17 protein-coding genes are annotated in these 21,142 nt (G+C 65.9%); 1 reads left to right on the top strand and 16 read right to left on the bottom strand.

Annotated elements, in window-relative coordinates:
• Positions 1–12: 12 nt before the first annotated feature.
• The 13 genes from WS75_RS18150 to coq7 form a co-directional block, all read right to left on the bottom strand.
• Positions 13–954: a D-alanine--D-alanine ligase gene (locus tag WS75_RS18150; protein ID WP_059608168.1), complete on the bottom strand. Its 942-nt coding sequence runs from the start codon at positions 952–954 to the stop codon at positions 13–15.
• 1 nt (position 955) lies between these two features.
• Positions 956–2,353 (bottom strand): UDP-N-acetylmuramate--L-alanine ligase, encoded by a 1,398-nt coding sequence (gene murC / locus WS75_RS18145; protein ID WP_059681767.1) that lies wholly within the window; start codon positions 2,351–2,353, stop codon positions 956–958.
• On the bottom strand, positions 2,350–3,453 hold the full coding sequence (gene murG / locus WS75_RS18140) for an undecaprenyldiphospho-muramoylpentapeptide beta-N-acetylglucosaminyltransferase (protein WP_059681766.1): 1,104 nt from the start codon (positions 3,451–3,453) through the stop codon (positions 2,350–2,352). The genes murC and murG overlap by 4 nt, the downstream gene beginning before the upstream one ends.
• Positions 3,450–4,733 carry a putative lipid II flippase FtsW gene (gene ftsW / locus WS75_RS18135; protein ID WP_059465312.1) on the bottom strand — a complete coding sequence of 428 codons (1,284 nt, stop codon included), beginning with the start codon at positions 4,731–4,733 and terminating at the stop codon, positions 3,450–3,452. The genes murG and ftsW overlap by 4 nt, the downstream gene beginning before the upstream one ends.
• Positions 4,730–6,238, bottom strand: coding sequence for a UDP-N-acetylmuramoyl-L-alanine--D-glutamate ligase (gene murD, locus WS75_RS18130; protein WP_059681877.1), 1,509 nt, complete (start codon positions 6,236–6,238; stop codon positions 4,730–4,732). Before murD ends, ftsW begins: the two co-directional genes overlap by 4 nt.
• A 28-nt stretch (positions 6,239–6,266) precedes the next feature.
• Positions 6,267–7,436, bottom strand: a complete 1,170-nt coding sequence (gene mraY / locus WS75_RS18125; protein ID WP_059681765.1) for a phospho-N-acetylmuramoyl-pentapeptide-transferase — start codon at positions 7,434–7,436, stop codon at positions 6,267–6,269.
• Positions 7,437–7,452: 16 nt separating this feature from the next.
• Positions 7,453–8,859: a UDP-N-acetylmuramoyl-tripeptide--D-alanyl-D-alanine ligase gene (locus WS75_RS18120; RefSeq protein ID WP_059681764.1), complete on the bottom strand. Its 1,407-nt coding sequence runs from the start codon at positions 8,857–8,859 to the stop codon at positions 7,453–7,455.
• Positions 8,856–10,394 (bottom strand): UDP-N-acetylmuramoyl-L-alanyl-D-glutamate--2,6-diaminopimelate ligase, encoded by a 1,539-nt coding sequence (locus WS75_RS18115; protein ID WP_059681763.1) that lies wholly within the window; start codon positions 10,392–10,394, stop codon positions 8,856–8,858. Before WS75_RS18115 ends, WS75_RS18120 begins: the two co-directional genes overlap by 4 nt.
• Positions 10,391–12,238 carry a peptidoglycan D,D-transpeptidase FtsI family protein gene (locus tag WS75_RS18110; protein ID WP_059681762.1) on the bottom strand — a complete coding sequence of 616 codons (1,848 nt, stop codon included), beginning with the start codon at positions 12,236–12,238 and terminating at the stop codon, positions 10,391–10,393. Before WS75_RS18110 ends, WS75_RS18115 begins: the two co-directional genes overlap by 4 nt.
• Positions 12,235–12,576 (bottom strand): cell division protein FtsL, encoded by a 342-nt coding sequence (gene ftsL / locus WS75_RS18105; RefSeq protein ID WP_059681761.1) that lies wholly within the window; start codon positions 12,574–12,576, stop codon positions 12,235–12,237. The genes WS75_RS18110 and ftsL overlap by 4 nt, the downstream gene beginning before the upstream one ends.
• Positions 12,573–13,514, bottom strand: coding sequence for a 16S rRNA (cytosine(1402)-N(4))-methyltransferase RsmH (rsmH, locus tag WS75_RS18100; protein ID WP_059681760.1), 942 nt, complete (start codon positions 13,512–13,514; stop codon positions 12,573–12,575). Before rsmH ends, ftsL begins: the two co-directional genes overlap by 4 nt.
• Positions 13,515–13,537: 23 nt before the next feature.
• Positions 13,538–13,966 (bottom strand): division/cell wall cluster transcriptional repressor MraZ, encoded by a 429-nt coding sequence (mraZ, locus tag WS75_RS18095; protein WP_006400450.1) that lies wholly within the window; start codon positions 13,964–13,966, stop codon positions 13,538–13,540.
• Positions 13,967–14,353: 387 nt separating this feature from the next.
• On the bottom strand, positions 14,354–14,980 hold the full coding sequence (gene coq7, locus WS75_RS18090; protein WP_059681759.1) for a 2-polyprenyl-3-methyl-6-methoxy-1,4-benzoquinone monooxygenase: 627 nt from the start codon (positions 14,978–14,980) through the stop codon (positions 14,354–14,356).
• Between the two features lie 277 nt (positions 14,981–15,257).
• Here coq7 and WS75_RS18085 point away from each other — a divergent pair, with 277 nt between their 5' ends.
• Positions 15,258–16,415 (top strand): porin, encoded by a 1,158-nt coding sequence (locus tag WS75_RS18085; RefSeq protein WP_059681758.1) that lies wholly within the window; start codon positions 15,258–15,260, stop codon positions 16,413–16,415.
• On the opposite strand, the gene WS75_RS33665 is transcribed toward WS75_RS18085, so the two are convergent.
• The 3 genes from WS75_RS33665 to WS75_RS18075 all read right to left on the bottom strand — a co-directional run bounded on the left by WS75_RS33665 (position 16,412) and on the right by WS75_RS18075 (position 20,674).
• A complete protein-coding gene (locus WS75_RS33665) occupies positions 16,412–16,633 on the bottom strand; it encodes a hypothetical protein (protein WP_156429822.1) in 222 nt (73 codons plus the stop codon). The genes WS75_RS18085 and WS75_RS33665 overlap by 4 nt on opposite strands.
• Before the next feature lie 155 nt (positions 16,634–16,788).
• Positions 16,789–18,462, bottom strand: coding sequence for a long-chain fatty acid--CoA ligase (locus tag WS75_RS18080; protein WP_059681757.1), 1,674 nt, complete (start codon positions 18,460–18,462; stop codon positions 16,789–16,791).
• A 136-nt stretch (positions 18,463–18,598) separates the two neighbouring features.
• A complete protein-coding gene (locus WS75_RS18075) occupies positions 18,599–20,674 on the bottom strand; it encodes a molybdopterin-containing oxidoreductase family protein (protein ID WP_059681874.1) in 2,076 nt (691 codons plus the stop codon).
• Positions 20,675–21,142 lie beyond the last annotated feature (468 nt).

The following is a 21,142-nucleotide window of genomic DNA, read 5'->3' as shown; positions in this document are numbered from 1 at the left end:
TCCGTTCCTGCGTCAGTCGTTGAGCGTAAGCGACAGCACCTTCACGACCAGCTCCGAATAGCTGATGCCGATCGACCGCGCGGCCTTCGGCGGCAGCGAGTGGTCGGTCATCCCGGGGGCCGTGTTCACTTCCAGGAAATACGCGTTGCCGGCGGCATCGAGCATGAAGTCCGCGCGCCCCCAGTCGGTGCAGCCGAGCACGTCGAACGCGCGGCGCGCGATGCGCTTCAGTTCCGCTTCCTGTTCCGCCGGCAGCCCGCACGGAATCAGGTATTGCGTATCGTCGGCGACATACTTCGCGTGGTAGTCGTAGAACTCGCCGGCCGGCACGATCTTGATCAGCGGCAAGTCGAGATCGCCGGCGATGCACGCGGTGTATTCGCCGCCGCCTTCGATGCTCTTCTCGACGATCACGATCTTGTCATGCGCAGCGGCTTCCGACAGTGCGGCGGGCAACGCGTCGGCCGTCTTCACCTTCAGCACCGCGACGCTCGAGCCTTCGCTCGCCGGCTTCACGAACAGCGGCAGGCCGAGCTTCGCGACGATGTCCGCCGCGCGGGCCGCGTAGTCGTCGCCGCGCATCACCGTCTCGAACGGCGGCGTCGGCACGCCCGTCTGTTGCCACACGAGCTTCGTGCGGAACTTGTCGAGGCCGAGCGCCGAGCCGAGCACACCGCTGCCCGTGTAGCGGATACCGTAGAAATCGAGCGCGCCCTGGATCTGGCCGTTCTCGCCGTAGCCGCCATGCAGCGCGTTGAACGCGCGCACGAAGCCTTCGTCCTTCAGCGCCGACAGCGGCCGCTCGGCCGGGTCGAACGGATGCGCATCGACGCCCGCGTCACGCAGGCCCTGCAGCACGAGACGGCCCGAGGTGAGCGACACCTCGCGCTCGGCGGATTCACCACCGAACAACACCGCCACCTTGCCGAAACGTTTCGGATCGATCCCGCTCATGTCATGCCTTCTGTTGTGTGTGTTGCACGAGCTTCGCCGGCACGCCGCCGATCGAACCCGCGCCCATCGTGATCACCACGTCGCCGTTCTGCGCGACCCTGGCCAGTGCGTCCGGCACGTCGTCGACCGTCGCGACGAACACCGGGTCAACCTTGCCCACCGCGCGCAGCGCACGCGACAGCGCGTCGCCGCTGGCCGTCGCGATCGCCGCTTCGCCCGCGGCATACACTTCCGTCAGCACCAGCGCGTCGACTGTCGACAGCACATTGACGAAGTCGTCGAAACAATCGCGCGTGCGCGTGTAGCGGTGCGGCTGGAACGCCAGCACGAGGCGGCGGCCCGGGAACGCGCCGCGCGCGGCCGCGATCGTCGCCGCCATCTCGACGGGGTGGTGGCCGTAGTCGTCGATCAGCGTGTAATGGCCGCCGTCCGCGCTCGGCACCTCGCCGTAGCGCTGGAAGCGTCGGCCGACGCCGTTGAATTCCGCCAGCGCCAGCTGGATCGCGTCGTCGGCCACGCCGAGATCGGTCGCGATCGCGATCGCCGCGAGCGCGTTCTGCACGTTGTGCAGGCCCGGCATGTTCAGCACCACCGCGAGCGGCGCGCGCCCTTCGCGGATCACCGTGAAATGCATGCGACCGTCGCGCGCGTCGATGTCTTCCGCGCGCACCTGCGCGTCCGGCGACAGCCCGTAGCGCACGACCGGCTTCGAGATGAACGGGATGATCTGCCGCACGTTCGGATCGTCGACGCACACCACCGCGCTGCCGTAGAACGGCAGGCGCTGCGTGAATTCGATGAAGGCCTGCTTGAGCCGCGCGAAATCGTGGCCGTAGGTGTCCATGTGATCGGCGTCGATGTTCGTGATGACTTCGATCACCGGATACAGGTTCAGGAACGACGCGTCCGACTCGTCAGCCTCGGCGACGATGAAGTCGCCCGTGCCGAGCCGCGCGTTCGCGCCGGCGCTGATCAGCCGGCCGCCGATCACGAAAGTCGGGTCCAGCCCGCCCGCCGCGAGCACGCTCGCGACGAGGCTCGTCGTCGTGGTCTTGCCGTGCGTGCCGGCGATCGCGATCCCCTGCTTCAGGCGCATCAGCTCCGCGAGCATCACCGCGCGCTGCACGATCGGCACGCGCTGGTGGCGCGCGGCCAGCACTTCGGGGTTGTCCGAGCGCACGGCCGTCGACACGACGACCGCGTTCGCGCCCTCGATGTTCGCCGCGTCGTGCCCGATCGCGATCCGCGCGCCGAGCGCCGCGAGACGGTCGGTCACCGCGTTGCGCGACAGGTCGGAGCCGCTGACTTCGTAGCCGAGGTTGACGAGCACTTCGGCGATGCCGCTCATGCCCGCGCCGCCGATCCCGACGAAATGAATGTGTTTGACGATGTGTTTCATTGCAGTTGTTCCAGGTTCGCGCCGGCCACCTTCGCGCAGATGCGCGCGACTTCGTCGGTGGCCTCGGGCTTCGCCAGCGAGCGCGAACGCTCCGCCATGTCCGCGAGCGACACCCGCGACTGGCCGCGCAGCCAGTCGGCAAGCAGTTCCGCCGACAGGTCGCGTTGTTGCACCAGCACCGCCGCGCCCGCATCGGCGAGGAACGCGGCGTTGGTCGTCTGGTGGTCGTCGACCGCGTACGGGAACGGCACGAACAGCGCCGCCACGCCCACCGCCGCGATTTCCGATACCGTCATCGCGCCGGAGCGGCAGATCACGAGATCCGCCGCCGCGTACGCGGTCGCCATGTCATCGATGAACGGCACGAGCCGCACGTCGTCGCCGCCGGTGAATCCGGCCGCTTCGTAATTCGCCTTCAGCGCGTCGATGTGCTTCGCGCCGGCCTGGTGCACGATGCGCGGGCGCTCGCCCGGCGCCAGCAGCGCCAGCGCGCGCGGCACGACTTCGTTCAGTGCGGCGGCGCCGAGACTGCCGCCGACGACCAGCACGTTCAGCGGACCGCTGCGCGACGCATAGCGTGCTTTGGGCGTTTCCGTGCGCGCAAGTTCCGCGCGAATCGGGTTGCCGGTCCATTCCGCGTGCGGCAGTGCGCCGGGGAACGCGACGAGCACGCGTTTCGCGAATTTCGCGAGCACCTTGTTCGCGAGACCGGCGATCGAGTTCTGTTCGTGCAGCACGAGCGGGCGGCCCGACAGCGCGGCCATCACGCCCGCCGGGAACGTGATGTAGCCGCCCATCCCGAGCACGACGTCCGGCCGCACGCGGCGCAGCGCGCCGAGACTCTGCCAGCATGCGCGCAGCAGGTTGAACGGCAGCGTCAGCTTGGTCTTCAGGCCCTTGCCGCGCAGTCCGCCGAAGCGCACGTATTCCATCGGAATGCCGTGCTTCGGCACGAGCGTCGCTTCCATCCCGGCCGGATTGCCGAGCCATACGACGCGCCAGCCCGCCGCTTCCATCCGGTGCGCGACGGCGAGCCCCGGGAACACGTGGCCCCCGGTGCCGCCTGCCATCACCATCAGCGTGCGTCGCGACGCGGTCATACCTTGCCTCCCCGCATCAGTACGCGATTTTCATAGTCGACCCGTAACAGCACCGCCAGCGCGACACAATTCAGCAGGATGCCCGAGCCGCCGTAGCTCACGAGCGGCAGCGTCAGGCCCTTGGTCGGCAGCAGGCCGAGGTTCACGCCCATGTTGATGAACGTCTGCGCGCCGAACCAGATGCCGATGCCCTTCGCCATCAGGCCCGCGAACGTGCGGTCGAGCGCGAGCGCCTGACGGCCGATCTCGAACGCGCGGCGCACGATCCAGTAGAACAGCAGGATCACGACCAGCACGCCAACGAAGCCGAGTTCCTCGCCGATCACAGCGAGGATGAAGTCGGTATGCGCTTCGGGCAGGTAGTTCAGCTTCTCGACGCTGCCGCCGAGGCCGACGCCGAACCACTCGCCGCGGCCGAACGCGATCAGCGAGTGCGTGAGCTGGTACGCCTTGCCCTGCGCATAGCGCTCGTCCCACGGATCGAGGTAGGCGAAGATCCGCTCGCGACGCCACGGCGACAGCCATACGAGCATCGTGAAGGTGCCGACCGCCGTCGCGACCAGGCCGCCGAACAGCTTGCCGTTCACGCCGCCGAGAAACAGCACGCCCATCGCGATCGCGGCGACCACCATGAACGCGCCCATGTCCGGCTCGAGCAACAGCAGCGCGCCGACGAGACCGACCGCGAACGCCATCGGCAGGAAGCCCTTCGCGAAGCTCTGCATGTACTCCTGCTTGCGCACCGTGTAGTTCGCCGCGTAGATCGTCACCGCGAGCTTCATGATTTCCGACGGCTGCATGTTCGTGATGCCGAGCGGAATCCAGCGGCGCGCACCGTTCACACCCTTGCCTACGTGCGGGATCAGCACGATCACGAGGCCGACCAGTGCGATCAGGAAGAGATGCGGCGCGTATTTGTCCCAGGTCGACACGGGCACGCGGAACGCGATCACCGCCGCGATGAACGCGACGACGAGCGACACGCAGTGGCGCATCAGGAACGCGTAGTCGTGATACGACGCGTATTTCGGCGAATCGGGCATCGCGATCGACGCCGAATACACCATCACGACGCCGAGCCCGAGCAGCGCGATCGCGACCCACAGCAGCGAGTAGTCGAAGTCGAGCATGCGCGAGCGGCTCGGCCGAACGCCGTTCACGACGCTCGCGAGGCCGCCGGTCGCGGCGCGCGTGGCCGACGCGACGCGGCCACCGGCGGCATTGCCGCCGGTGTCGCGCCGATCGTTGAAACGGGAGACGAGGCGATCGGACCAGCTCATGGCGTCGCTCCTTTGTCGATGGCGATTTCATCCACCGCCGCGCGGAACACATCCGCGCGATGGGCGTAGTTCCTGAACATGTCGAGGCTCGCGCACGCGGGCGACAGCAGCACCGCATCGCCCGGCTCGGCGAGGTCGGCGGCGGCACGCACCGCGCCTTCGAGCGTCGCGTGATCGGCGAGCGGCACACCGGTTTCGGCGAGCGTGTCGCGAATCGCCGGCGCGTCGCGGCCGATCAGCATCACTGCACGGCACCAGCGCGCGACCGGCGCGACCAGCGGCGCGAAATCCTGACCCTTGCCGTCGCCGCCGGCGATCAGCACGATCTTCTGCGCGAGCCCGTCGAGCGCGGCCACCGTCGCGCCGACGTTCGTTCCCTTGCTGTCGTCGACGTAGTCCACGTCGTCGATCGTCGCGATCACTTCGACGCGATGCGCCTCGCCGCGGTACTCGCGAAGCGCGTGCAGCAGCGGCGCGGCCGGCAGGTCGATCGCGCGTGCCAGCGCGAACGCGGCCAGCGCGTTCGCCGCGTTGTGCAGCCCGCGGATGCGCAGCGCGTCAGCCGGCATCAGGCGCTTCTGCGCGATGTCAGGCGTATGCGCGGCGTCGCGCTTGCGGCGACGGCTCGTCGTCTCGTCCGGCGCGTCGCGGTCGACCGCTTCGACCAGCCACGCGATGCCGTTGTCGCGCGACAGGCCGTAGTCGCCTTCCTGCGTCGGTTCGTTGAGGCCGAACGTGACCGTGCGCGCCGCATCGGCCGCGCCGGCGGCCGGTGCGAACTTCATCACGGCCGCATCGTCGCGATTGAGCACGCGCGTGGTCGTCGCGCCGAAGATCCGGCCCTTCGCGGCCGCATAGGCGTCGAAGCTGCCGTGCCAGTCGAGGTGATCCTGCGTGATGTTGAGGATCGCGGCCGCATCCGGCGCGAACGTGCGTGCCGTCTCGAGCTGGAAGCTCGACAGTTCGAGTACCCAGACGTCGGGCAGCGCCGTATCGTCGATCGCGCCCGCGAGCCGGTCGAGCATCGCCGGGCTGATGTTGCCGGCGACGGCGACCTTCTTGCCCGAACGCTGGCACAGCAGGCCTGTGAGGCTCGTCGTCGTGGTCTTGCCGTTGGTGCCGGTGATCGCGAGCACCTTCGGCTGATAGCCGCTCGTGCCGAGCGCGCGCAGCGCCTGCGCGAAGAATTCGAGTTCGCCCCACACCGCGATCGCGCGCTCGTTCGCGGCCGCGATCAGCGCCGCCAGTGCCGGTTCGAGCGGCGACAGGCCGGGGCTCAGCCCGACGATCTCGACGCCGCCGTCGAGCAGCGCAGGCGTGAACGGCCCGCCGACGAACTCCGCATCGATGCCTTCGGCTTGCAGCGCGGCAAGGTTAGGCGGCGCCTCGCGGGTATCGGCAATACGCAGCCGGCACCCGTGCCTCGCGCACCATCGCGCGATCGCGAGACCCGATTCCCCGAGCCCCAGTACGAGCACCATCGGCCGCTGCCGATCTCCAAACATCTCGCCAGACATCCTTGTTACCTTTCCTTTACCGCAGCTTGAGGGTGGACAGACCGAACAGGCACAGCATCAGCGTGATGATCCAGAAACGCACCACCACCTGCGTTTCCTTCCAGCCGGACAATTCGAAATGGTGATGCAGCGGCGCCATCTTCAGCAGGCGCCGCCCTTCGCCGTAACGCTTCTTCGTGTACTTGAACCACGACACCTGCAGCATCACCGACAGCGTTTCCGCGACGAAGATGCCACCCATGATGAACAGCACGATTTCCTGGCGCACGATCACCGCGACCGTGCCGAGCGCGCCGCCGAGCGCCAGCGCGCCGACGTCGCCCATGAACACCTGCGCGGGGTGCGTGTTGTACCAGAGGAACGCGAGCCCTGCCCCGCCCATCGCGGAACAGAAGATCAGCAATTCACCGGCGCCCGGGATGTGCGGGAACAGCAGATACTTCGAATAGACCGAGCTGCCCATCACGTACGCGAACACACCGAGCGACGCGCCGACCAGCACGACCGGCATGATCACGAGACCGTCGAGGCCGTCGGTCAGGTTCACCGCGTTGCTCGCGCCGACGATGACGAAGTAGGTCAGCACGATGAAGCCCCACACGCCGAGCGGATAGCTGATCGACTTCAGGAACGGCAGCATCAGGTCGGCGCGCGCCGGCAGCCCCATCGACAGGCCGCTCCTCACCCATGCCATGAACAGGTCGAACACGCGCACGTTGTTCGCCTCGGACACGCTGAAGGCGAGATAGACGGCTGCGAACAACCCGATCACCGATTGCCAGAAATACTTCTCGCGCGACGACATCCCGCGCGGGTCCTTGTGGACGACCTTGCGGTAATCGTCGACCCAGCCGATCACGCCGAAACCGAACGTGACGAGCATCACGATCCAGATGAAACGGTTCGTCAGGTCGCCCCACAGCAGCGTCGCGACCGCGATGCCGATCAGGATCAGCACGCCGCCCATCGTCGGCGTGCCTGACTTGACCAGGTGCGTCTGCGGGCCGTCCTTGCGCACGGCCTGACCAACCTTCATTTGCGTCAGCTTGCGGATCACCCACGGTCCGCACACGAGCCCGATCCCCAGCGCGGTGATGGTGGCCATCACCGCACGGAACGTGAGGTACGTGAACAAGCGCAAAAAGCTTGCGTCTCCTTGCAGCCATTGCGCCAGCGCCAGCAGCATGCTTCCTTCCTTCTACTCAGTGTGCAGCGGGCACCGTGCCCGCCGCGGGTTGTTTCGTCAGCGCGTCGACCACGCGCTCCATCTTCATGTACCGCGAGCCCTTCACGAGCACCGTCGCCTGCGCGCCGTAGCCCGCAGCGAGGAGTGCCGTCACCAGCGCGCCGACGTCATCGAAATGGCGGGCCGCGTCGCCGTACGCGGTACATGCATCGCGCGACGCGTCGCCGAGTGCGAACAGCGCATCGATGCCGCGCTCGCGCGCATACGCGCCGATCTCCCGGTGAAATGCCGGGCCTTCGTCGCCCACCTCGCCCATGTCGCCGATCACCAGCACGCGCGGCTCCGGTTGCGCGGCCAGCACGTCGATCGCCGCGCGCATCGAATCGGGGTTCGCGTTGTAGGTGTCGTCGACGACCGTCGCACCCGCGAGACTGCCGAAGACCGCTCGCTGGACCTGCAAGCGGCCCTTGACCGGCTCGAACGATTCGAGGCCCTGCTTGATCGCGGCCAGCTCGATACCGGCCGCGAGTGCCGCGGCCGTTGCCGCCAATGCGTTGCGTGCGTTGTGCTCGCCGAGCGCGCGCAGCCGCACCGTCACCGGGCCGGACGGCGTGTCGATCGCAAGCTCGCCGCCGTGCAAACGGCCCGTGACCTGCGCCTCGACCTGTCGTTCAGCGTCGTGCAGCGCGAAATCGAGAATCCGGTTGCCGGTCGCCGCGACACGCCAGATACCGGCGTACGCATCGTCGGCCGGAAACACCGCGACGCCGTCCGGCGTCAGCGCGTGGATCACGGCCGCGTGTTCGAGCGCGACCGCCTCGACCGTCGCCATGAATTCCTGGTGTTCGCGCTGCGCATTGTTGACGAGCGCAACGGTCGGCGCCGCGAGGCGCGCGAGAACTTCGGTCTCGCCCGGGTGATTCATCCCGAGCTCGATCACCGCGACGCGATGTGCGCCCGACAGGCGCAGCAGCGTCAGCGGCACGCCGATGTCGTTGTTCAGGTTGCCGGCCGTCGCCAGCCGCGCGTCGGCGCCGACTGCAGCCGCAAAGATCGACGCGATCATTTCCTTGACGGTCGTCTTGCCGTTGCTGCCCGTCACCGCGACGAGCGGCACCGCGAAGCGCTTGCGCCAGCCGTGCGCGAGTGCGCCGAGCGCGGCACGCGTTTCACCGCCTTCGATGACCGGCATCGCGAGGCCCGCGGGCGCGTGTGCGACGAGCGCCGCGGCTGCGCCGCGCGCGGCCACGTCGCCGAGGAAGTCGTGCGCGTCGAAGCGCTCGCCCTTCAGCGCGACGAACAGGTCGCCCGGACCGACCGTGCGGCTGTCCGTCGACACGCGCTCGAACGTGGTGTCCGAATCGCCGCGGACGGTGGCGCCGGGAATCAGGCGCGCGGCTTCGCCGAGACTGAGCATCGTCATTCGCCGCCTCCCTTGCCGTGCGTCGCGCGCGCCGCGAGCGCGAGCCGTGCGTGATCCTGATCGGAGAACGTGCGCTTCTTGCCCATGATTTCCTGCGTCGCCTCGTGCCCCTTGCCGGCCAGCACGACGACATCCTCGCGGGCCGCGCCGCGCACGGCCTGCAGGATCGCGCTCGCGCGATCCTCGATGCGGCGGGCGCGATCGGGCGCGGTCATCCCCGCGATGATCTGATCGATGATGCGCTGCGGATCCTCGCTGCGCGGATTGTCGCTGGTGACGACGACTTCGTCGGCGAGCCGCTCGGCGATCGCGCCCATCAGCGGGCGCTTCGTCGCATCCCGATCGCCGCCGCAGCCGAACATGCAGACGAGCCGCCCACCGCGCGCCGCCGCGATCGGGCGCAACGCGTCGAGCGTCTTGTCGAGCGCATCGGGCGTATGCGCGTAGTCGATCACGACCAGCGGTTCGTCGTTCTGCAGCCGGCCGCCCAGGCGCTGCATGCGCCCGTTGACGGACTCGAGCCGCGCAATCTCCGCGACGGCCGCGTCGAACGGCACGTCGGCCGCAAGCAGCGAACCGAGCACCGCGAGCAGGTTGCTGACGTTGAACGCGCCGAGCGTGCCGACCTCGACGTCCGCGTCGCCCCACGACGAGCGCAGGCGGAAGGCCGTGCCCGTCGTGGTCGCGCGCACGTCGAGCGCAACCAGTTCGCGATCGGCGTCGGCCGCCTGCGCGTCGCCGATCCCGTATGCGATCGTGCGCACGCGGCCGGCCAGCTTCTCGAGCAGGCGGCGGCCGGCTTCGTCGTCGCGATTGATGACCGCTGCGCGCAGACCGCGCCACGCGAACAGCTTCGCCTTCGCGGCTTCGTACGCGTCGAACGTGACGTGATAGTCGAGGTGATCCTGCGTGAGGTTCGTGAAGACGGCGATGTCGAATGCCGTGCCGTTCACGCGACCCTGGTGCAATGCGTGCGACGACACTTCCATCGCGACGGCTTTCGCGCCCGCGTCGTGCAGTTGCGCGAGGCTCCGCTGCAGTTGCGGCGCGTCCGGCGTCGTGAAGCCGGTCGGCACCAGTTGCCCCGGCATGCCGCTGCCGAGCGTGCCGATCAGCGCACACGGCTGGTGCAGCGCCGTCAGCGCGGCCGCGATCCATTGGGTGCAGGACGTCTTGCCGTTGGTGCCGGTCACGCCGATGGTGAGCAGGCTGTCGCTCGGGTCGCCGTACCAGCCGCTGGCGATCTCGCCGGCCAGCTGGTCGAGCGCCGGCACCGCGAGTGCGACGGGTACGGCCGGTGCGGCTTCGAGACCTTCCGGCTGATACAGCACGGCGGCCGCGCCGCGCGCGACGGCATCGGAAATGAAGGCGCGATTGTCTGCCCCGTCGACCGCATAGCCGAGGAACACGTCGCCAGCCTGCAGACTGCGCGTGTCGGCATGCAGTTGCGCCGCGGGGGCCACATGCTGGCGCAGCCACGCAAGCGCGGCCGCGATCTGCTGATGCGCCGGATGGGAACTGCGAGCGGCGCTCATCGAACAACTCCTGGTGAATTACGTGTCGTGCTGGATACGATCATATGCTTCGCACCGCCGCCCGCGGCGAGCTTTTGCGGGCCCGTCGCGGCGGGCGCGCCGGGCGCGTCGTCGGACACGACGAGCTGCTTGATCGGCATGTTCGGCGGCACGTTCAGCGCGCGCATCGTATCGCCCGCGATCGCCGAGAATACGGGGCCGGACACCTGGCCGCCGAAGTGGCTGCCGGCGGTCGGTTCGTCGACCGACACGGCGACGACGATGCGCGGGTTCGGCATCGGCGCCATGCCGACGAACGACGCGCGGTACTTGCGCGTGTAGCCGTGGCCTTCGTGTTTGTACGCGGTACCGCTCTTGCCGCCGACGCGATAACCCGGCACGGCCGCATCGGGCGACGTGCCGCCCGGCGCCACCACCGTTTCGAGCATCGCACGCACCTCGCGCGCGGTGGTCGGATTGAACACCTGCGTACCCACGACCGGCTGGTTGGGGTCGGTCTTGAAAATGGTCACGGGCATCAGCTCGCCGTCATGCGCGATCGCCGTGTATGCGCGCGCGAGCTGGAACAGCGACACCGACAGGCCGTAGCCGTACGACATCGTCGCCTGCTCGATGCGACGCCAGCTCTTCCACGGACGCAGGCGGCCGGCCACCGCGCCCGGGAACCCGACCTTCGGTGCCTGACCGAGGCCGATGCTCGTATACATATTCCACATTTCCTCGGGCCGCATCGTCATCGCGATCTTCGTCGCGCCGATGTTGCTCGACTTCTGGATGACGCCGCCGACCGTCAGCGTGCCGAAACCCGCGTCGTCGGTGATCGGTGCGCCGTCGAGCACGAAATGCCCGTTGCCCGTCTCGACGAGCGTGTTCGGCGTCACGCGGTGCAGGTCGAGCGCGAGCGACACCGTGAACGGCTTCATGATCGAACCCGGCTCGAACACGTCGGTCATGATCCGGTTGCGCAACTGCTCGCCCGTCATGCGCGAACGGTCGTTCGGGTTGTACGTCGGGTAGTTGACGAGCGCCAGCACCTCGCCGGTGCGCACGTCGACGACCATCGCAGCGCCGGCCTTCGCCTTGAACTTCTCGACGGCGGCCTTCAGGTTCGCATACGCGATGTACTGGATCTTGCTGTCGATCGACAGGTCGACGTCCGTCCCGTTATGCGGCGGAATCTGTTCGGCGACGTCCTCGACGATGTGCCCCATCCGGTCCTTGATCACGCGGCGCACGCCGGACGTGCCGGACAGCAATTTCTGGTCGCCGAGTTCGACGCCCTCCTGCCCTTCGTCCTCGACGTTCGTGAAGCCGATCAGGTGAGCGGTAATCTCGCCTTCCGGATAGAAGCGCTTGTATTCGTTGCGCTGATAGATACCGGGAATGTCGAGCGCGGCGACCTTGTCCGCGACGTCGATCGGCACCTGGCGCTTTACGTAGACGAAACCCTTGTCTTCCGACAGCTTCACGCGCAGTTCCTTCGGCGTCATGCCGAGGAGCTTGCCGAGCTGGTCGACCTTGCCGGCGTCGAGATCGTCCGGCACGGCGTCCGGAATTGCCCAGATCGCGCGCACGGGCAGGCTCGTCGCGAGCACGAGCCCGTTACGGTCGAGGATCTTGCCGCGCGTTGCCGGCAGCTCGATCGTGCGCTGATAGCGGCTCTCGCCCTGCTTCTGGTAGAACGCGTTGCCGGGCCCCTGGATCCAGAACGCCCGCGCAGCGAGCGCGACGAACGCCATGAACAGCAGGAACACGACGAGTTTCGAGCGCCACATCGGCAGGTGCACGCCGAGCACGGGGCTCGACGAGAACTTCACGTCCTGGCGCTTTTGCGACGGCTTCATCGCACGCCTCCGTTGCCCTTGCTGGCCGTATCGGCCGACGCGGGAATCGGCGCGTCGATCGCCTTCGCGGCGCCCGGCGGCAGCGTCAGGTACTGGGTGCGGCCCGTCGTGATCGGCTGCATCTTCAGCGAATCGTTCGCGAGCTGCTCGATGCGGGACGTCTTGGACAGCGCGCTCTGCTGATATTGAAGCTGCGCGTAGTCCTGCTGGAGCTGACGCTCCTGAGACTGCGCGCGCTGCAGCTGGATGAAGATCTGGCGCTGCTGGTTCGTCGAGTTGACGACCGACAGTGCGCAGCCCATCACGATGATCAGCAGGAAGATGTTGAAGCGGCTCATGGCGTGACGCGCTCCGCGATGCGCATCACGGCCGACCGGGCGCGCGGATTCGCGGCGACTTCCGCCTCGCTCGGGAATTGACGGCTGATGATCTTGAGCGGCGGGCTCGGGAGGTCGACGGCACGGATCGGCAGGCGACGATCGACGGCAGGCGCACTCGCGTGCGCCTGCATGAATCGCTTGACGATCCGGTCCTCGAGTGAATGAAAGCTGATGACCACCAGCCGCCCCCCTTGCTCCAGCAAAGACAATGCCGCGTCTAATACGACTTGCAGGTCCGCAAGCTCTTGATTGACGTGAATCCGTATAGCCTGAAAGGTGCGGGTTGCCGGATCCTTGCCCTTCTCACGGGTTTTGACGACGTTACCCACGATTTGGGCAAGCTCGCCCGTGGTGTCGAGAGGCCCAAGACGGTCGGACTCTGCCCGGCGAGCAACAAGCGCCTTTGCAATCTGAAAAGCAAACCGTTCTTCCCCATAATCCCGTATCACCTCCGTCAATTCCTGCACCGAAGCCCGTGCGAGCCATTCCGCCGCCGACTCGCCGCGCGTCGGATCCATCCGCATGTCCAGCGGGCCATCCGCGCGAAAGCTGAAGCCGCGCGCCGGATCGTCCACCTGCGGCGAGGACACGCCCAGGTCCAGCAACACACCCGACACCTTCTCGACACCGCGCGCCGCAAGCGCGTCGCGCATCGATGCAAAGCTGTCATGCACGATCGAGAAGCGCGCATCCTCGATGCGCTGCGCCGTCTCGATCGCCCTTGGATCCTTGTCGAACGCGATCAGCCGGCCGGTCGGCGCCAGCCGCGCGAGTACCGCGCGGCTATGACCGCCGCGCCCGAACGTGCCGTCGACATAAATGCCGTCCGGCCGCGTCACGAGCGAGTCGACCGCTTCGTCCAACAGTACGGTCCGATGCTGCAATTCGTTTCCCATCGCGGGCGTCTCCGTCACCGCAATCAGAACGTGAAGTTCTTCAGCGCGTCGGGCATGCCCTGCGCCATCGCTGCCTGCTCCTTCGCGATGTAGGTCTGCGAATCCCACAGCTCGAAGTGACTACCCATTCCCAACAACATGACTTCCTTTTCCAGTCCGGCCGCCATCCGCAGCTCGGGCGATACGAGAATCCGGCCTGCGCTGTCGAGATCGACATCCATCGCATTGCCGAGAAAAATTCGCCGCCACCAATGAGCGTCCATCGGCAGCGCGGCGATCTTGGCGCGGAACACTTCCCATTCGGGGCGCGGAAACAGCAACAGGCAGCCGTCCGGGTGCTTGGTCACAGTCACCCGTCCTTCTGCCTGTCCTTGCAGCGCTTCGCGATAGCGAGCCGGCACCGACATCCGCCCTTTCGCATCGAGCGTCAGCGCCGACGCCCCTTGGAACACTTTCCGCTCTCCCGTTCAGGGCACCGAAGCACCCGCTCAATGCTCAAGAATTTAGCCGGAATAGCCCGCCAAATCACACAAAAATACACTTTCTCACACTGTCTCCCACTTTAGTGGAAGGGTTTGGCACGGTCAAGGGAGCGGCCCGGTTTTTTGACGAATTTTGTTAGTTAGAACAAGGACTTACGCGCGCATGCTCATGCGGCCCTTCATGCCAAAAATCGTTATAAATGAATGAGCTAGTGCAACTTGTGAAGGTGATACGTGAGAAAGGCGGGCCAGACTGGCGTGCGGACGGGGCTTTCGGGGGCGGGAAAACGCGGAAAAAACGGGCGGTATCGGGAACGGCGGGCCGGGGCGGCATCGCACGCCGCCCCGGCCCGAATGTCAGAGATAGTATGCAGTGCTCGTCATGACTTTCGATGCGGCGCGCATCAGCATCCGCGCGGGCAGCGGCAGCTCGATCCCGCCGGCGTCGGTCGCGGCCTTGCCGTGCTTCACCTCGTCGAGCCGCATCTGCTCGACGATCGCACGCGACGCCGTGTCGGTCGCCGGCAGCTCGGACAGGTGCCCGTCGAGATGGCTCTCGACCTGGCGCTCCGTCTCCGCCATGAAGCCGAGGCTGACCTTGTCGCCCAGCGTTCCGGCGACGACGCCGATCGCGAGCGCGCCAGCGTACCACAGCGGGTTGAGCAGGCTCGGACGCGAATCGAGCTCCTTCAGCCGGTGCGCGGTCCACGCGAGATGATCCTCCTCCTCGCGCGCGGCTTCCTCGAACATCGCCTTCGACGACGACGAGCGCGCGGTCAGCTTCTGCGCCTGATAAAGCGCCTGCGCGCAGACCTCGCCGACGTGGTTCACGCGCATCAGCCCGGCGGCATGCGTGCGCTCCGCGGGCGTCAGTTCGTCAGCCGGCGGCTCCGCCGGCGCGGGCACCGGGCGGCTCATCCGGCTAATGCCGGTCAGCGATCGCAGGCCGCGATCGAATTCGCTGATCAGTTCATCCAACACCATCCTGTTCTCCTGGCTGCGTGTGCTGCCGCGGGCGGCAAAGGCACGTGCTCCGCTGCGTAACCGACTTGATTATTCAGCGGAAATTGCGGTTAACCCGTGATTTTAACCATTGTTGCATAAAGGAAACATGGCAGCCTTGCGCCAAGGCATTTCGCTTTGTCGGAAAAAACGGCTTTGCTACATTACGAGCGACTTCTTGCGAAGTTGATGGGGCCCGTCAACACAACATAACTATCCGCCCCGCCAAAAAAATTCAGTGATTCTTGGAGATCCGTTAATGAAAAAGTCGCTTCTCGCGCTCGTCGCGCTGGGCGCGTTTGCTGGCGCAGCTCATGCGCAAAGCAGCGTGACGCTCTACGGCATCATCGATGAAGGCTTCATCTTCAACAACAACGCCAAGGGCGGCCACCTGTACGGTCTGGCAAGCGGCGTGATGCAAGGCAGCCGCTTCGGCCTGCGCGGCACCGAAGATCTGGGCAGCGGCCTGAAGGCGATCTTCGTGCTCGAAAACGGTTTTGACGTCAACTCCGGCAAGCTGGGCCAGGGCGGCCTGATGTTCGGCCGCCAGGCTTACGTCGGCCTGTCGAGCCAGTACGGTACGGTCACGCTGGGTCGCCAGTACGACTCCGTCGTCGACTTCGTCGGCCCGCTCGAGGCAGGCGACCAGTGGGGCGGCTACATCGCGGCTCACCCGGGCGACCTCGACAACTTCAACAACGCATACCGTGTGAACAACGCGGTCAAGTTCACGAGCCCGACCTACGGCGGCTTCTCGTTCGGGGGCCTGTACAGCTTCGGCGGTCAAGCCGGCCAGTTCTCGAAGAACCAGGTCTGGTCGCTCGGCGCCGGTTACAACAACGGCCCGCTGGTGTTGGGTGTCGGCTACTTGAACGCACGCACGCCGGCGAACTTCGGCGGCATGTTCAACACCGGCGCGTCGGCTGCTGCGACGGCGGTGACGTCGCCGGTCTACGGCGCATATGCGAACAGCGCGAACACGTACCAGGTCATCGGTGCGGGCGGTGCGTACACGTTCGGCGCAGCGACGATCGGCGCGACGTACTCGAACACGAAGTTCAAGGGCTTCTCGGTCGGTCCGTTCGTGAACCAGACTGCGACGTTCAACAACGGCGAAATCAACTTCAAGTATCAGCTGACCCCGGCGCTGATCCTCGGCGCGGCGTATGACTACACGCAAGGCAGCAAGATCGACGGCAATTCGGCAGCCAAGTACCACCAAGGCTCGCTGGGCGTCGACTACTTCCTGTCCAAGCGCACGGACGTCTACGTGATCGGCGTGTACCAGCATGCGTCGGGCAACACGCTCGATTCGGCAGGCGACGTCGTTCAGGCACATGCGTCGATCAACGGTCTCGACCCGTCGAGCACCAGCAACCAGGTCGCAGCGCGCGTCGGCATCCGTCACAAGTTCTAATCAGCTTGTCTGACAAGCCGCAGCATATTGAAGGCGCCTTCGGGCGCCTTTTTCTTTTGCAACTGCGAAGCGATGAGCGGCGAACAGGACGATCGCCCGGCGGCCCGATCACGGCGGCGAACCGTTCCCGACGCCGCATCGACGTGAATGCCACCGCTGCCGGCGGGCAGCATGCGTCGTGGTAGCGCGCCATGCGAATCGCGGATCGCGGCCGCCACCGGCGATCCGGTCGAGCCGCTCGGTCAGCCACGGTGCACCCCGTTAGAACGCGTGCCGTTCCTGCGACCGTCGAACCACGGCGCGGCAACCTCGGTGTCGACACCACGAATAAAAAAGCCCGGCATTGGCCGGGCTCGTTCGTTCGACTTCGGCGTTACGCGCGTCCGTCGCGCAGTTCGCGCCGCAGGATCTTGCCGACATTCGTCTTCGGCAGTTCCGTGCGGAACTCGACGAGTTTCGGCCGCTTGTAGCCAGTGAGCCGCTCCTTGCAGTACGCGAGGATGTCCTTGTCGGTAAGCGCCGGGTCCTTCTTCACGACGAACAGCTTCACGGCTTCGCCCGAATGCTCGTCCGGCACGCCGACCGCCGCCACCTCGAACACGCCCGGGTGCGACGCCACGACGTCCTCGACCTCGTTCGGATACACGTTAAAGCCGGATACCAGGATCATGTCCTTCTTCCGGTCGACGATCTTCACGTAACCGCGCGCGTCCATCACGCCGACGTCGCCGGTCTTGAAGAAACCGTCCGGGAACATGACCTTCGCGGTTTCGTCCGGACGGTTCCAGTAGCCGGCCATGACCTGCGGCCCGCGGATGCAGATCTCGCCCGGCTCGCCGAGCGCGACGTCGTTGCCTGCGTCATCGCGGATGGCCACTTCCGTCGACGGCAGCGGCAGGCCGATCGTCCCGCTGTATTCCGTCGCGGTTACCGGGTTGCAGGTCGCGACCGGCGAGGTCTCCGACAGGCCATAGCCCTCGACGATCGCCGTATGAGTCTTCTCATACCAGCGCTTCGCGACGCCCTCCTGGATCGCCATGCCGCCGCCGTTGGCGATCACGAGCTTCGACAGGTCGAGCTGGCTGAATTCGGGATGGTTCAGCAGTGCGTTGTACAACGTGTTGACGGCCGGAATCGTCGAGATCTGATAACCCTTCAACTCCTTGATCATCCCGCCGATGTCGCGCGGATTCGGGATCAGGATGCCCATGCCGCCCGTGCGCATCGTTAGGAAGCCGCAGACCGTCAGCGCGAACACGTGATAGAGCGGCAGCGCGACGACCGTCACGAACTGCTTCACCTCGGGGTACTTCTCGTGCGCCGGATGGTGCCATGCGCCGGCCTGCAGCACGTTCGACACGATGTTCCGGTGCAACAGCGTCGCACCCTTCGCGACACCCGTCGTACCGCCCGTGTACTGGAGGAACGCGACGTCGTCGGGGCCGAGCTTCTGCGGCGTGAAGGTATGCCGCGCACCGTCCGACAGCGCGGCCTTGAAGCGCGTGTACGACGGAAGCTGCCAGGCCGGCACCATCTTCTTCACGTTGCGCACGACGTAATTGACGAGCCAGCCCTTGATGCCCAGCAGATCGCCCATCGACGCGACCACGACATGCTTGACCGCGGTATTGGTGATGACGGCCTGCAGCGTCGACGCGAAATTCTCGAGGATGACGATCGCCTCCGCCCCGCTGTCCTTCAGCTGATGTTCGAGCTCGCGCGGCGTATAGAGCGGGTTGACGTTGACGACGGTGTATCCCGCGCGGAGCACCGCGACGATCGCTACCGGGTACTGCAGTACGTTCGGCATCATGAGCGCGACGCGCGCGCCGCGCTTCAGGCCGCGCGACTGCAGCCACGCGCCGAACTGGCGCGACAGCGCATCGAGTTCGCCGTACGTGATGCTCTTGCCCATGCAGACGAACGCCTTGCGGTCGCGATACTGCTTGAAGCTTTCGTCGAGGAGATCCGGGATGGAAGGATACGGGGACGCGTCAATTTCGGCTGGAACGCCGGGCGGGTACGATTTCAGCCAAATTTTGTCCATACTGCCCGTCTCCTCACAGATTTTCGAATGGTCGTGCTAAAACGCATCGTAGCGGCTCGTCCTTGCCGAGACAACCGGGTTAGATGCCCACTTCAAACTTTCGAATAGGTTTGTCTGACCATATCGAGAAGTTCGGTCAAATCCGCTCAACTTCCACCAGGCAATCGTAAAACGTCGCCGAGTTGCCGAGATCGGTCAGCGCCTGGCTCGTCACCTCGTTCGCGTTCCGTCCATCCGCCGACAATTTCTTCCACCAGATCGACAGTCCGACGACGAGCCCTGCCCGCGCACGATCGGTCACTCTCGCGACCGCCTGCATCGATCCGCGGTCGTTGAAGATGCGCACGATGTCGCCCTCCCCGATGCCGCGCGCGTCGGCGTCGGCCGGATGTATATCGAGATGCGGCTGGCCTTCCGTACTGCGCAGGCTGTCCACGTTCACGAACGTGCTGTTCAGGAAGTGGCGGGCCGGCGGGGAAATCATCGCCAGTGGATAACGAGCGGCGAGCTCAGGGGCGGCCTCCGCCGATTCGAACGGCGGCAGGTAGTCGGGCACCGGGTCCATGCCCATCTGCTCGAGTCGCGCACTGTAGAACTCGCATTTACCGGACGGTGTGCGGAAGCCGCCATTCGCGAAAGGCGCATCCGGCACCTTGAGCTTCAGCCAGCCGGCACGCTTCAACGTTTCCCAATCGCTGTCGAGCGTCGGATCGTCCCAACGGAGCGCCGTCTGCGCGACCTCTTCGTCGCTGTGATAAAGCGCGGGCTCGTCGAGCCCCATGCTGCGTGCAATGCCGCGAAAGATTTCCGTGTTCGGCCGCGCGTCGCCGACTGGCGGAATCGCCGGTAGATTCGCCATCACATAGGTGTGGCCGTATGACTTGTGGACGTCGAGATGCTCGAGTTGCGTCGTGGCCGGCAACACAATGTCGGCGAAATCGACCGTATCTGTCTTGAAGTGCTCGAGAACGACCGTGAACAGATCTTCGCGCGTGAACCCGGCGGCGACTTTCGACGAGTCGGGCGCGACCGCGACCGGATTCGAGTTGTAGACAATCACCGCTTCGACCTTCGGCCCGAAGGTGGCGTCGCCCGGATGCAGCAGCGCATCGCCGATCGCATTCATGTTGATGATGCGCGGCAGTTTGTGTGGCCAGCCTGGCATCAGATCCGGACGCAGCAGCGCCGACTGATTGACCGGTGCGAATTCCGACGACGACAGCAGCAGCCCGCCGGCCCGGTCGCGCCACGCGCCCGTCAGCGCGGGCAAGCTCGCAATCGCGCGCACGGCATTGCCGCCGCCGCGCACACGCTGCATGCCGTAATTGAGGCGAATCGACGCCTTGCGGGTCGCGCCGTAACGACGCGCGAGTTCGATCAGTTCCGACACTTCGATGCCGCAGATTTGGGCAACACGCTCCGGCGGATACGACAGGGCTCGCGCCTTGAGCGCATCGAAGCCGAGCGTATGACGCGCGATGTAGTCGTGATCGAGCAGATCTTCGGTAATCAGCACATGGATCATGCCGAGCGCGAACGCGCCGTCGGTGCCCGGCTTCAACGCGATGTGCTGATGGCATTTCTCCGCCGTCAGCGAGCGGTAGGGATCGATTGCGACCAGATGGGCGCCTCGACGCTTGGCTTCCTGCGCTCGGGTCCAGAAATGCAGGCTGGATGCGATCGGGTTGGCGCCCCAGATGAGGATCAGCTCGCTTTCCTCGAAATGCTCGAGATGCATACCGACGCTTCCGCCATACGTATAGCGCAGCCCTGCTGCACCGGCCGCGGCGCAGATGGTCCGCTCAAGCCGGGACGCACCGAGTTTATGGAAGAACCGCTGCGCAATACCTTCGCCCTGCACGAGTCCCATCGTTCCCGCGTAGCTGTACGGCATAATCGCCTCCGGCGCACGCGCAGCTATTTCCCCGAGACGACGACCGATCTCATCTAGTGCTTCGCTCCAGCTGATCGGCACGAAACGCCCTTCCCCCTTCGCGCCGATGCGCTTGAGGGGCACGGTGAGCCGGTCGGGATGATGGACGCGGTCGGCATATCGGCTGACTTTCGTACACAACACGCCCTGCGTGGGCGGATGGTCGGGATCACCCGTGACCTTGATCGCACGGCCGTTTTCGACGGTCACGCGCATCGCGCATGTGTCCGGACAATCGTGCGGGCAAACGGCCCGAGCTATCTGAGTGGCGACGTTCATCATTCTGGATGCGGCTGGGGTGGAGGTTCGCAAATTTTACGAGGATGGGCCGACTAAGACCTCATTTCGCACGAATTTCCCGCCCAATTCAGCGAAAAGACTGGAATGAAGGATAAACAGGTCGATACTGGTCCGGCTCCGAACTGTCGATGCGACGATACGGACGTGGGGGCGGATGTGAAAAGTGCCTTGACGGAGGCTTCGCCGAGCGGACACGAGTCACCTCCCTGGCCAGAGATTGCAGCGAATAAGCGGGTGATTGGTCAGGGATGATGGAAAGCGGCGGGTTCGGGTTACGCGCTTGAGCAACAACCGGAGAGGTTCGCTTGCCTGCATTCGCGCATTTCCGCCGTGCAAATGCAAAAACCCCCGCCTTTCGGGCGGGGGTTCTTGGCTTAGGGAGCCTGACGATTACCTACTTTCACACGGGAATCCGCACTATCATCGGCGTAGAGTCGTTTCACGGTC

The sequence above is a fragment of the Burkholderia sp. FL-7-2-10-S1-D7 genome, from assembly GCF_001524185.1.
Lineage (GTDB): Bacteria > Pseudomonadota > Gammaproteobacteria > Burkholderiales > Burkholderiaceae > Burkholderia > Burkholderia diffusa.
The sequence above is the reverse complement of the archived record's forward strand: the minus strand, read 5'-3'. Positions and strand labels throughout refer to the sequence as shown.